The organism is Pseudomonas sp. MWU13-3659 (assembly GCF_023757525.1).
Classification (GTDB): Bacteria; Pseudomonadota; Gammaproteobacteria; order Pseudomonadales; family Pseudomonadaceae; genus Aquipseudomonas; species Aquipseudomonas entomophila_E.
This window is the reverse complement of record NZ_JAMSHW010000031.1, coordinates 1-12,230: the sequence shown is the minus strand read 5'-3', so window position 1 is coordinate 12,230 and position 12,230 is coordinate 1. Positions and strand designations below refer to the sequence as shown.

The following is a 12,230-nucleotide window of genomic DNA, read 5'->3' as shown; positions in this document are numbered from 1 at the left end:
GCGAACCCACCATGCACTTTGCACCTGTAGAGCAAGCCCGACGATTCCTGGCCGACAACCCCGATATCGACCTGATCGAACTGTTCATCCTCGACGCCAACGGCGTGCCCCGCGGCAAGCTGCTGCACCGCGACGAACTGCTGGCGGTGTTCGATACCGGCCGCCCGCTGCCCAGCACCATCCTCGGCCTGACCCTCAATGGCGACGATGTGGAAAACTCCGGCCTGGTCTGGGATGTCGGCGATATCGACTGCCGCGCCTACCCCTTGGACGGCAGCCTGGTGCGCCTGCCCTGGCGCCGCGTGCCGACCGCCGCCGTGCAGGTCAGCATGCACCCCAGCGAAGGCCTGCCGGCCAGCATCGCCGACCCGCGCCATGTGTTGATCCACACCCTCGAAGCCCTCAAGGCCGACGGTTATCACCCGGTCATGGCCTGCGAGCTGGAGTTCTACCTGCTCGACCAGCAACGCGACGCCAAGGGCCACCCGCAGCCGGCGCTGGACAACGACGGCGGCCGCCCACGCACCACCCAGGTGTATGGCCTGCGCGAGCTGGAGCAGATCGAACCGTTCCTCGCCGACCTCTACGCGGCCTGCAAGGCGCAGGGCATTCCCGCGCGTACCGCCATCTCGGAGTACGCGCCCGGCCAGGTGGAAATCACCCTGGAGCACGGCGACGCGCTCCAGGCCATTGACCAGGCCGTGCGCTACAAGCGCCTGGTCAAGGGCATCGCCAACGCCCACGGCATGCAGGCCTGCTTCATGGCCAAGCCGTTCGCCCAGCTGGCCGGCACCGGCATGCACATGCACCTGAGCCTGGCCGATGCAGCGGGCAACAACCTGTTCGCCAGCGAAGACAAGGCCGGCACGCCGCTGCTGCGCCAGGCGGTGGCCGGCATGCTGCGCCACCTGCGCGAGTCGTTGCTGCTGTTCTGCCCCAACGCCAACTCGTTCCGCCGTTTCCAGGCCAACAGCTATGCGCCGCTGGCGCCGACCTGGGGCGTGGACAACCGCACGGTCAGCCTGCGCGTGCCCGGTGGCCCGGCCAACAGCCGGCATATCGAGCACCGCATCTGCGGCGCCGACGCCAACCCCTACCTGGCCGCCGCCGCGATCCTCGCCGCCACCCACCAGGGCATCCGCGAGCAGCTCGACCCCGGCGCGCCGGTCGAGGGCAACGGTTATGCCCAGGCCACCGAGCACCTGCCCACCGACTGGCTCACCGCCCTCGACGCCCTGGAGCGTTCGAGCTGGGCCCGCGAAGCGCTGGGCGAGGCATTCCTCGGCGTGTACCTGAAGGTCAAGGGCGCCGAATACCGCCAGTTCATGGCCGAAGTCAGCGAACAGGACTGGCGCTGGTACCTGCACCAGGCCTGATGCCCACGAGATTACAAGAAGGAACCACCATGAACGCAGCAGTGAACAACGGCCCGGCCCAGCGCGCGCCGTCCTATTACAGCGCCACCCTCAACGACACGACCGAGTACCCCACGCTCAAGGGCACGGTGCAGGTGGACGTGGCGATCATCGGCGGCGGCTTCACCGGCGTGGCCACCGCCGTGGAACTGGCCGAGCGCGGCCTGAAGGTGGCCATCGTCGAGACCCACCGCATCGGCTGGGGCGCCAGCGGGCGCAATGGCGGCCAGGTCACCGGCAGCCTGTCGGGTGACGAAGCCATGCGCACGCAGATGCGCGATCGCCTCGGCAGCGAAGTGGACGACTTCATCTGGCACCTGCGCTGGCGCGGCCACCAGATCATCGAGCAGCGCGTCGAACGCTACGGCATCGCCTGCGACCTCAAGCGCGGCCACCTGCACGCAGCGATGAAACCGTCGCACCTGAACGAACTGCGCGCCTTCGAGGCCGAGGCCCAGCGCCGCGGCATGGGCGACCAGGTGCAACTGCTCGACCGCAGCGCCATGCAGCGCCACCTGCAGAGCCCGCTGTACCTCGGCGCGCTGAAGAACCGCCGCAACCTGCACCTGCACCCGCTCAACCTGTGCCTGGGCGAGGCCCGCGCCGCCCATGGCCTGGGGGCGCTGATATTCGAGAACTCCGAAGTGCTGGAGATCGTCCATGGCCCACGCCCGGCCGTGGTCACCGCCCAGGGCCGGATCGAGGCACGCCAGGTGATGCTGGCCGGCGACGTGTACCACAAGCTGGAAAAGCGCCAGCTCAAGGGCAAGATCTTCCCGGCCATGGGCGGCATCGTCACCACCGCGCCGCTGGGCGAACTGGCCGAGCAGATCAACCCCCAGGACCTGGCGGTGTACGACTGCCGCTTCGTCCTCGACTACTACCGCCTGACCGCCGACAAGCGCCTGCTGTTCGGTGGCGGCGCCAACTATTCCGGGCGTGATTCGCGGGATATCGAAGCCGAGCTGCGCCCGTGCATCGAGCGCACCTTTCCGGCGCTCAAAGGCGTGCCGATCGAGTTCCAATGGAGCTGCGCCATGGGCATCGTGGTCAACCGCATCCCGCAGCTGGGCAAGCTGTCGGACAACGTCTGGTACTGCCAGGGCTATTCCGGGCACGGCATCGCCACCAGCCACATCATGGGCGAGATTATGGCCGAGGCGTTGACCGGGACGTTGGAGAAGTTCGACACCTTCGCGGCGTGCAAGCACATCAAGGTGCCGATGGGGGACTTGCTGGGGAATCCGCTGCTGGCGGCGGGGATGTGGTACTACCAGATGCTGGAAAAGCTGCGCTGAGCCGCAACCTCTCTGTAGGAGCGGCCTTGTGCCGCGAAAGGGCTGCAAAGCAGCCCCGGGATTTCAGCGGCAACGCATCAATCGATGGGGGTGCTTCGCACCCCTTTCGCGGCACAAGGCCGCTCCTACATCGATCGTGCAAGCTGGAGGTCAGGCGATCTTCTTCAGGCCCTGCTTCTTCAGCTCTTCATCACGCAGCTCGCGGCGCAGGATCTTGCCGACGTTGGTGGTCGGCAGCGCGTCGCGGAACTCGATGTAGCGTGGCACCTTGTAGCCGGTGACGTTGGCGCGCATGTGCTCCATCACCTGCTCCTTGGTCAGGGTCATGCCCGGCTTGACCACGATGAACACCTTGATCACCTCGCCGGACTTCTCGTCCGGCACGCCGATCGCCGCGCTCTGCAGCACGCCCGGCAAGGCGGCGAGCACGTCTTCGAGCTCGTTGGGGTACACGTTGAAGCCCGAGACCAGGATCATGTCCTTCTTGCGGTCGACGATGCGCATGTAGCCATCCGGCTGGATCAGGGCGATATCGCCGGTCTTCAGCCAGCCATCGCTGTCCAGGATCTCGGCGGTGGCCTCTTCGCGCTGCCAGTAGCCCTTCATGACCTGCGGGCCCTTCACGCACAGCTCGCCCACTTCGCCCAGGGGCAGTTCCTGGCCGTTGTCGTCGATGACCTTGCACAGGGTGGACGGTACCGGGATACCGATGGTGCCGACCTGGTTGGCATCGGACGGGTTGACCGCCGCCACTGGGCTGGTCTCGGTCATGCCGTAGCCTTCGCAGATGGCGCAGCCGGTCACGGCTTTCCAGCGCTCGGCCACGCTCAGCTGCAGGGCCATGCCGCCGGACAGGGTGATCTTCAGCGCCGAGAAGTCCAGGTTGCGGAACGCCTCGTTGTTGCACAGGGCGACGAACAGCGTGTTCAGGCCGACGAAGCCGCTGAACTTCCACTTGCCCAGTTCCTTGACCATGGCCGGCAGGTCGCGCGGGTTGCTGATCAGGATGTTGTGGTTACCAATCAGCATCATCGCCATGCAATGGAAGGTGAAGGCGTAGATGTGGTACAGCGGCAGCGGCGTGATGAGGATCTCGCAGCCTTCGTGCAGGTTCGAGCCCATCAGCGCACGGCACTGCAGCATGTTGGCGACCAGGTTGCGGTGGCTGAGCATCGCGCCCTTGGCCACGCCGGTGGTGCCGCCGGTGTACTGCAGCACGGCCACGTCGTTGGGCTGCGGGTTGGCCTCGGTGACCGCCCCGCCCTTGCCCAGCGCCAGGGCGTCGTTGAAGCGCACGGCGCCCGGCAGGTTATAGGCCGGCACCATTTTCTTCACGTACTTGATGACGCTGTTGATCAGCAGGCGCTTCAGAGGTGGCAACAGGTCGGCCACTTCGGTGACAATGACGTGTTTGACCTGGGTCTTGGGCACCACCTTTTCCGCCAGGTGCGCCATGTTCGCCAGGCACACCAAGGCTTTGGCGCCGGAGTCGTTGAACTGGTGCTCCAGCTCCCGCGCGGTGTACAGCGGGTTGGTGTTGACCACGATCAGGCCGGCGCGCATGGCACCGAACACGGCGACCGGGTATTGCAGGACGTTCGGCAGTTGCACGGCGATACGATCGCCGGGCTTGAGGTCGGTGTGCTGCTGCAGCCAGGCGGCGAAGGCACCGGACAGCGCGTACAGCTCGCCGTAGGTCAGGGTCTTGCCCAGGTTGCTAAAGGCAGGTTTGTCGGCAAAGCGTTGGCAGGATTGCTTGAGTACCGCCTGGATATTGGGGAATTCGTCAGGATTGATTTCCGCCGTGACCCCGGCTGGGTATTTATCCTTCCAAAAATGTTCGATCATGGAAGCCCGCTCCTTCAGCAACAGCGAATTCGGTATGCGTCGATGCGCTTATTATTGATATGGGATGACGGTTCATTGCAAACCGGATCATCTGAAAGCGCGCCGAGAGTAACAGCTTTGCCAGGGGTCGCCTAGAGGCCTGGACGGGCCGAATGGTCACAAAAATGACTCAATGAACAATGCAGGTCATTTTTAGAGTAATTATCCAAAATGTCGCAATATCGGCTGAAAACGCCGAGATAGAGCAGCCAGAGCCGCTACAGGAATCTGGGTGAGCGGGTTCACCCGCGAATACGGTAGTGAACCTACCCACCCATTCGCAGGTACACCCGCACCTACAGGAAGCGCACCGGCCCGTTCGCCGGCAAGCCGGCTCCTACATTGAATCGCGCCGGGCGCCACAGCTGTTTAACCTCAGGCGATATCACGCAACTCACGCCGCAGGATCTTGCCCACCGGCGTCATCGGCAGCGACTCCCGCACGACAATCTGCTTGGGCACCTTGTACCCCGTGAAGTTGGCCTTGCAATAGGCCTTGAGTTCGTCGACGTCGAGCCCCCCCTCGCGCGCCACCACGAACAACTTCACCGCCTCCCCCGAACGCTCGTCCGGCACGCCGATGGCCGCGCAGTTGGCCACTTGCGGGTGGTTCATCACCACATCCTCGATCTCGTTGGGGTACACGTTGAAGCCGGAGACGATGATCATGTCCTTCTTGCGGTCGACGATGCGGGTGAAGCCGTCCGGGTCGATGATCGCGATATCGCCGGTCTTGAACCAGCCCTCAGCGTCCAGCGCCTGGGCGGTGGCTTCCGGCTGCTGCCAGTAGCCCTTCATCACCTGCGGCCCCTTGATGCACAGCTCGCCCCGCTCGCCCAACGCCTGCTCGATGCCGGCATCGTCGATCACCTTGAACGCGGTGTTCGGCACCGGCATGCCCACGGTGCCCAGGCGCGCCAGCTGGCCGTAGGGGTTGGTACTGGCCACCGGCGAGGTTTCGGTGAGGCCGTAGCCCTCGACGATACGGCAGCCGGTCAGTGCCTCCCAACGTTCGGCGGTGGCCTTGACCAAGGCGGTGCCGCCCGAGTTGGTGACCTTCAAGGCGGAGAAGTCGAGCGACTTGAAGCCAGGGTTGTCCATCAGCGCGACGAACAGCGTGTTCAGCCCCAGCAACGCCGAGAAGCGCCACTTGCCCAGCTCCTTGATGAAACCCGGGATATCCCGCGGGTTGGTGATCAGCACGTTGTGGTTGCCGGTGACCATCATGCACATGCAGTTCGCGGTGAAGGCATAGATGTGGTACAGCGGCAGCGGCGCGATCATCACCTCCTGCCCTTCCTTGATCAGCGGCTGGCCGTCGGCGCCGCGCTGGCAGAAGCAGGCCAGGACCTGGAGCATGTTGGCGACCAGATTGCCGTGGGTGAGCATCGCGCCCTTGGCCAGGCCCGTGGTGCCGCCGGTGTACTGCAGCACGGCGACGTCGTCGAGCGCCTGCGATACCGGCTTGTGGCCGAGCCCGCGCCCCTGGCGCAGCACCTGCTTGAACGACACGGCCTGGGGCAGGTGATAAGCCGGCACCATCTTCTTTACCTTGTCGACCACGGTGTTGATCAGCCAGCCCTTGAGCGCGGGCAGCATGTCGCCCATCTTCGCCTCGATCAGGTATTCGATGCCGGTGTCGTGCAGCACTTCCTGCACGCGCTTGCCGAACATGTTCAGGTAGACCAGGGCGCGGGCGCCGGAGTCCTTGAACTGGTGGCGCATCTCGCGCTCGGTGTACAGCGGGTTGGTGTTGACCACGATCAGCCCGGCGCGCATGGCACCGAACACGGCGATGGGGTATTGCAGGACGTTGGGCATCTGCACCGCGATGCGGTCGCCCGGCACCAGCTCGGTGTGTTGCTGCAACCAGGCGGCAAAGGCCGCGGAGTAACGGTCGAGCTCGGCGTAGCTGAGGGTCACCCCCAGGTTGCTGAACGCCGGGCGGTCGGCGAAACGCTTGCAGGAGCGCTCGAAGACATCGACGACAGACTTGTAAGCATTCATGTCAATGGTGGAAGGCACGCCCGCCGGGCGCTTGTCGTTCCAGAAATCGGCTTGCATTTATTGTTGTTCCTCTGCCGGGACCGTCCCTGACCTGATCGCCGGGTGGCAAAAAGGCGTTCTGCCGACGTTAGCAGCAATGACGAAGGTGGCAAATACGCCAAGTGCCGCCATTAACATTGTGAATCTTATTTCTGCCCTTCCTGCAATCCGGCCCTTTGCGCATACACTGTGTGGTCAACCTCAGCGCGCAAGGACCCGCCATGCCCCACGACGCCTTCTGGCTCCCCGCCAGCGAGCATTGCAGCCTGTATGTGCACCAGTGGCTGCCGAGCAAACCGGTCAAGGCCGTGGTGTTGCTGGCCCACGGCATGGCCGAGCACGCGGCGCGCTACCAGCGCCTGGGCCACGCCCTGAACGACGCGGGCTACGCCCTGTTCGCCCACGACCAGCGCGGCCATGGGCGCACCGCCGAGCTGGGCAGCCTGGGCCTGTTCGCCAGCCATAATGGCTGGAATGCCGTGGTCAACGACCTGGGCCTGCTGGCCCAGCACATCGGCCAGCAGTTCCCCGGCACGCCGCTGTTCCTGTTCGGCCACAGCATGGGCAGCTACATCGCCCAGGCCTACCTGCTGCACCACAGCGCCAGCCTGCAAGGGGCGATACTCAGCGGCTCCAACTTCCAGCCCGTGGCGCTGTACCGCGCGGCGCGCCTGATCGCCCGGCTCGAGGCCTGGCGCCAGGGCCCGCTGGGCAAGAGCGCGCTGATCGACTGGCTGTCATTCGGCTCGTTCAACAAAGCGTTCAAGCCCAACCGTACCGCCTTCGACTGGCTCAGCCGCGACACGGCGGAGGTGGACAAGTACGTCGCCGACCCGCTGTGCGGCTATCGCTGCAGCAACCAGCTGTGGCTCGACCTGCTGCAAGGCCTGGCGCAGATCAGCCAGAAGAAGAACCTCGCGCAGATCGACCCGAACCTGCCGATCTTCGTGTTGGGCGGCGAATGTGATCCGGTGAGTGCCGGCAAGCGTCTCACCCTTTTGGCCGATGCCCTGCGCGCGACCGGCAACCGCCATGTGCAGTTGCGCGTCTACCCGGGCGCCCGCCACGAAGTGCTCAATGAAACCCATCGCGACGAGGTCACCGCCGATATCATCGGCTGGCTGGAGCAGGCGCTGGCCCTTGGCCGCCCTGCCCGCAGTGAATGATAGGCCCCCTCGTCCACCGCTCAAGGAAGCCCCGATGACCCAGGTCACCAACACGCCTTACGAAGCCCTCGAAGTCGGCCAGAAAGCCGAATACAAGAAGTCCGTCGAAGAGCGCGACATTCAGTTGTTCGCCGCGATGTCCGGTGACCACAACCCGGTGCACCTGGACGCCGAGTTCGCCGCCAAGAGCATGTTCCGCGAGCGCATCGCCCATGGCATGTTCAGCGGTGCGCTGATCAGCGCCGCGGTAGCCTGCACCCTGCCTGGCCCCGGCACCATCTACCTGGGGCAGCAGATGAGCTTCCAGAAGCCGGTGAAGATCGGCGACACCCTGACCGTGCGCCTGGAGATTCTCGAGAAGCTGCCCAAGTTCAAGGTGCGCATTGCCACCAACGTCTACAACCAGAACGACGAGCTGGTGGTCGAGGGCGAGGCCGAGATCCTGGCGCCACGCAAGCAGCAGACCGTCGAGCTGGTGAGCCCGCCGAATTTCGTGGCGAGCTGATTGCGTAGATGGGGCCTTTCAGGCCCCGTTCGCCGGCAAGCCGGCTCCTACAGAAGCCCCCCAGTTCGTAGGAGCCGGCTTGCCGGCGAACAGGCCCGCATTGACTAGCCCAGCTCCCGCAGGCGCCGCTCGATATGCCGCCGTTCCGGCCCCTGGCGGGCCAACGCCAGGGCCTGGCGCCAGGCGCCACGGGCCTGTTCGACATGGCCCAATTGCCGATGCAACTCCGCCCGCGCGGCATGGGCCAAGTGGTAGTCGCCCAGCTCGCCCCGCTCTAGAATCGCCTCCACCGCCCGCAACCCCACCGCCGCGCCATCGCGCCTGGCCAGCGCCGCCGCCCAGTTCAGCTCCACCACCGGCGACGGCCAGTGGCGCAGCAACAGCTCGTACAACCCGACGATCTCCGCCCAGTCCGTCGCCTCGGCGCTGGGGGCCTCGGCGTGCAGCGCGGCAATCGCCGCCTGCACGCTGTACGGGCCGACTTCACGGCCGCCCAGGGCCTGGCGCACCAGCTGGCAACCTTCCTCGATCTGCGCACGATCCCACAGGCCACGGTCCTGCTCGTCGAGCACCACCAGCTCACCCTCGTCATCGCTGCGCGCACGCTGGCGCGACGCCTGCAGCAGCATCAGCGCCAGCAGGCCGAGCACTTCCGCGTCCGGCAGCAACTGCGCCAGCAGGCGCCCCAGGCGGATCGCCTCGTCGGTCAGCTCGCGGGTAACCACATCCTCCCCCGACGACGCCGAATAGCCCTCGTTGAACACCAGGTAGATCACCCGCAACACGCTCTCCAGGCGCTCGGGCAGCTCGGCCAGCGCCGGCACCTGGTACGGGATCTTCGCGTCGCGGATCTTCGCCTTGGCCCGCACGATGCGCTGGGCGATGGTGGCCGGGCTCTGCAGGAAAGCGCGGGCGATCTGCTCGGTGGTCAGGTCGCAGACTTCGCGCAGCGTCAGCGGCACCTGGGCGTCGGCCGCCAGCGCCGGGTGGCAGCAGGTGAAGATCAAGCGCAGGCGGTCGTCGGCCAGCAGCTCCTCTTCGCCTGGGTCTTGGGCCTCGCCTTCGAGCAGCATGATCAGGTCGGCCTGGGAGCGGTCGAAGCGGGCGCGCCGGCGCAAGGCGTCGATGGCCTTGAAGCGCCCGGTGGAGACCAGCCAGGCGCGCGGGTTGTCGGGGATGCCGTCGCGCTGCCAACGCTCCACGGCGATGAAGAAGGCATCGTGCATGGCCTCCTCGGCCAGGTCGAAATCGCCCAGCAGGCGGATCAGCGTGGCCAGGATGCGCCGCGACTCCTGGCGGTAGACGGTCTCGACCTGCCGGCGAACCTGTTCGGTGTGGGTCATCAGTCCGGCATCCGCTGGGTCACCACCTCCACCAGGCGGTCCAGGCTTTCTCCCCAGCCCTGGTGGAAACCCATTTCCTCATGGGCGCGGCAGTCGGCGGCGTTCCAGTGCCAGGCGCGGGCGGTGTAGCGGGTCTTGCCCTGCTCGTCGTCGAAGCTGACCACCGCGGTCATGAACGCCTTGTCGGAGGGCACCCAGCCAGGGCGGAAGGCATCGGTGAACACCAGCCGGTGCGGCGCATGGATTTCCAGGAACACGCCCTGGTGGGGGTACTCGGTGCCGTCGGGGGCGCGCATCAGGGTGCGGAACAACCCACCCGGCCACAACTGCATCTCGCATTCCGGGGTGGTCATGCCATGGGGGCCCCACCACTGCATCAGCCATTGCGGCTCGGTCCAGGCGCGGAACACCTTGGCGGGCGGGGCGTCGATCAGGCGGCTGATGGCCAGCTCATGCTGGGGTTGTGCCGGTTGTACCAGAGTCATTGTTGTCGTTCTCCATCCGGTTCAGGGTTGCAGTTCGCGCACCGGCCGCACCTCGACGCTGCCGACCCGCGCCGCCGGGATGCCCTTGGCGATGTTCAGCGCCTCATTGAGGTCGCGGGCGTCGACCAGGTAGAAGCCGGCCAGCTGCTCTTTCGTCTCGGCGAAGGGGCCGTCGGTCAGGCTCATGCGGCCGCCACGCACGCGCACCGTGGTGGCGGTTTGCACGGGCTTGAGCGCCTCGGTGGCAAGCATCCGCCCGGAGCCCTGGATGGACTCGGCGTAGGCCATGCATTCGGCGTCTTCGGGGCTGTCGGGCAGGCTGTGCAGCAACCCCTCGTCACAATAGACCAGGCACAGGTATTTCATGATCGTCTCCAGGGTGAGGTGGCGATAGGCGGTCGACGGCGTTCAGGGTTTGAGATCGAACAGCGCTTTTTGCGTTTCCATGTCGAACGGCGCCGACCAGTGCTCATGGATCACCTGCCACTGCCCGGCGTTGCGCCGGTAGCCCACGGTGACGCGCATGAAGCCGCACTGGCTTTCGTCGTCCGACGGGCCGCAGCGGTTGAGCCAGTGGGCAAGGCCCAGGTCGCCGTCGGCGTGCACGGCCAGTTGCGCCACCTCGAACACCATGGGGCCGGTGCAGTAGCCCATGCACATTTCCCAGTGCGCGCGGTAGGCGGCCTTGCCCTTGAATTGCAGGGCCTGGATGGCGTCGAAGGCGAGGATGTCGTCGGCGTAGGGGGCGACGATGCGCGCCACGTCGCGCTCGCGCACGGCCTCGATCCAACCTGCGATCAACTGGCGAATTTCGTTTTCGGCTGCGGTGTTCATCGGTGTTTTCTCCGAAGCATCTTCAGCAAGTGGCGCCGGGGCATTCCGGCGCCTTCAACACTGGTCGAACGGGAAAACGGCAAATCGACAACCGACCGCAATTTTTCAGTCGAGGGGCGTGACCGGCTTGAGGAAGTACACCACCCGCTCGGTCTCGGCAAAGCCCAGGGCCGCGTGCATATGCTGGCTACCAAGGTTGTCCAGCGCGGCGTCCGAGGCCAGTTCGCGGCAGCCTTTGCCGGCCGCCCAGCGTTCGACGGCCGCGATCAGCTGGCGGGCGATGCCCTGGCCGCGCCGGGCCGGCTCGACGAAGATGCCTTCGAGGTACGCCACCGGCGACGTATTGCTGCCATTGACGTAGTCATGGCGCACCGACGCCTCGGCCAGCCCTAGCGCCCCGCCCTGCTCGTCGTACGCCAACAGGGCCACGAAGGTATCGGGGCGGAGGGCAATATCGGCCATTTCCGCCAGGTGCTCGGCCGCCGCGCTGTCGGGCCAGAGGGCACTGCGCAGGTGCAGCCAGGCCGGGGTGGTCGGGTCGGTGCAAGGGTGGATCATGATCGCTCCAGGGGAATCCAGATTTCCATCAGGGCTTGCGGGGCCGCCGGGTCGTAGCCGGCCGGGTAGCGCTCGAAGACGGCGGCGTCGGCCTGGCGCTTGCCCGAGGCTGGCAGCCATTGGGTAAAGATGGCATCGAAGGTCGTCTTGATGCACTCAAGGCTGCCGCGGTGTTCGAACACCGCGTAGTGCTGGGGTGCCAGGACGAGGGTGGTGAAACCTTCGGGGAGTGTGGCCGTACCGGTCACCTCGACACCCGCCAGGTAGTCGAACGCGCCTTGGCCGTCGGGGTTGTGGCACACGCCGTAGCTGTCGTGGCCATGCTGACCGGGGACATGCCCGAGCCATGGGGCGAAGCGCTGCCACAGCAGCTTGAGCTCGGCCAGGCGGGAGAAGTCGTAACGGTTGGACAAACCGGCCAGGTGCAGCGTGCGGCCGTCCTCGAAACGAGCGGGGGTTGGCTGGGGCATGGAGGCGGGTCTCGGTGGGCGCATTCCAGGGAAACTTTCGGGCGGGGCTGCGCGTTGCCTTGGGGATTGGAGGCACGGTAGTGGCAGCTTGCGTTTGCGTCAATCCGGGGGATTCGGGCTATAGGTTCAAGGAGCCTTCTGGCTAATTGCAGCCATGATTTAAGCTTGCTCGCGCTTTCTCAACAATTGACGGCGATAGCTTGCGTGAACCGCCTAACCTAGG

12 protein-coding genes are annotated in these 12,230 nt (G+C 65.8%); 4 read left to right on the top strand and 8 right to left on the bottom strand.

Translation table 11 applies throughout. The annotated features are described in order from the left end of the window. Positions 1-11: 11 nt before the first annotated feature. Positions 12-1,376, top strand: a complete 1,365-nt coding sequence (locus NGM28_RS24480; protein ID WP_252091906.1) for a glutamine synthetase family protein — start codon at positions 12-14, stop codon at positions 1,374-1,376. Between the two features lie 29 nt (positions 1,377-1,405). After that, positions 1,406-2,713: an NAD(P)/FAD-dependent oxidoreductase gene (locus NGM28_RS24475; RefSeq protein WP_240063641.1), complete on the top strand. Its 1,308-nt coding sequence runs from the start codon at positions 1,406-1,408 to the stop codon at positions 2,711-2,713. Positions 2,714-2,863: 150 nt separating this feature from the next. On the opposite strand, the gene fadD1 is transcribed toward NGM28_RS24475, so the two are convergent. Together fadD1 and fadD2 are read right to left on the bottom strand one after the other, a co-directional pair. Next, positions 2,864-4,561 (bottom strand): long-chain-fatty-acid--CoA ligase FadD1, encoded by a 1,698-nt coding sequence (gene fadD1, locus NGM28_RS24470; RefSeq protein WP_248921020.1) that lies wholly within the window; start codon positions 4,559-4,561, stop codon positions 2,864-2,866. A gap of 414 nt (positions 4,562-4,975) precedes the next feature. Then, the gene (gene fadD2, locus NGM28_RS24465) at positions 4,976-6,664 is read right to left on the bottom strand and encodes a long-chain-fatty-acid--CoA ligase FadD2 (protein WP_252091876.1); all 1,689 of its coding nucleotides are present in this window, start codon (positions 6,662-6,664) and stop codon (positions 4,976-4,978) included. Between the two features lie 203 nt (positions 6,665-6,867). On the opposite strand from fadD2, the gene NGM28_RS24460 reads away from it, so the two are divergent. Both NGM28_RS24460 and NGM28_RS24455 read left to right on the top strand, forming a co-directional pair. Beyond that, positions 6,868-7,812 (top strand): alpha/beta hydrolase, encoded by a 945-nt coding sequence (locus NGM28_RS24460; RefSeq protein ID WP_252091874.1) that lies wholly within the window; start codon positions 6,868-6,870, stop codon positions 7,810-7,812. Between the two features lie 34 nt (positions 7,813-7,846). Then, positions 7,847-8,317, top strand: coding sequence for a MaoC family dehydratase (locus NGM28_RS24455; RefSeq protein ID WP_213657844.1), 471 nt, complete (start codon positions 7,847-7,849; stop codon positions 8,315-8,317). A gap of 104 nt (positions 8,318-8,421) precedes the next feature. Here the strand turns inward: NGM28_RS24455 and NGM28_RS24450 are convergent, their stop codons facing one another. The 6 genes from NGM28_RS24450 to NGM28_RS24425 form a co-directional block, all read right to left on the bottom strand. Continuing rightward, the gene (locus NGM28_RS24450) at positions 8,422-9,660 is read right to left on the bottom strand and encodes an RNA polymerase sigma factor (RefSeq protein ID WP_240063645.1); all 1,239 of its coding nucleotides are present in this window, start codon (positions 9,658-9,660) and stop codon (positions 8,422-8,424) included. Continuing rightward, a complete protein-coding gene (locus NGM28_RS24445) occupies positions 9,660-10,145 on the bottom strand; it encodes an SRPBCC family protein (RefSeq protein WP_240063646.1) in 486 nt (161 codons plus the stop codon). Before NGM28_RS24445 ends, NGM28_RS24450 begins: the two co-directional genes overlap by 1 nt. Positions 10,146-10,166: 21 nt before the next feature. After that, complete coding sequence (locus NGM28_RS24440) at positions 10,167-10,511, bottom strand: YciI family protein (RefSeq protein WP_252091872.1); 345 nt, start codon at positions 10,509-10,511, stop codon at positions 10,167-10,169. Between the two features lie 42 nt (positions 10,512-10,553). Then, positions 10,554-10,979: a YybH family protein gene (locus tag NGM28_RS24435; protein WP_252091870.1), complete on the bottom strand. Its 426-nt coding sequence runs from the start codon at positions 10,977-10,979 to the stop codon at positions 10,554-10,556. Positions 10,980-11,084: 105 nt separating this feature from the next. Next, positions 11,085-11,537, bottom strand: a complete 453-nt coding sequence (gene aac(6') / locus NGM28_RS24430) for an aminoglycoside 6'-N-acetyltransferase (RefSeq protein ID WP_252091868.1) — start codon at positions 11,535-11,537, stop codon at positions 11,085-11,087. Next, positions 11,534-12,007: a GyrI-like domain-containing protein gene (locus tag NGM28_RS24425; RefSeq protein WP_252091866.1), complete on the bottom strand. Its 474-nt coding sequence runs from the start codon at positions 12,005-12,007 to the stop codon at positions 11,534-11,536. The genes aac(6') and NGM28_RS24425 overlap by 4 nt, the downstream gene beginning before the upstream one ends. Positions 12,008-12,230 lie beyond the last annotated feature (223 nt).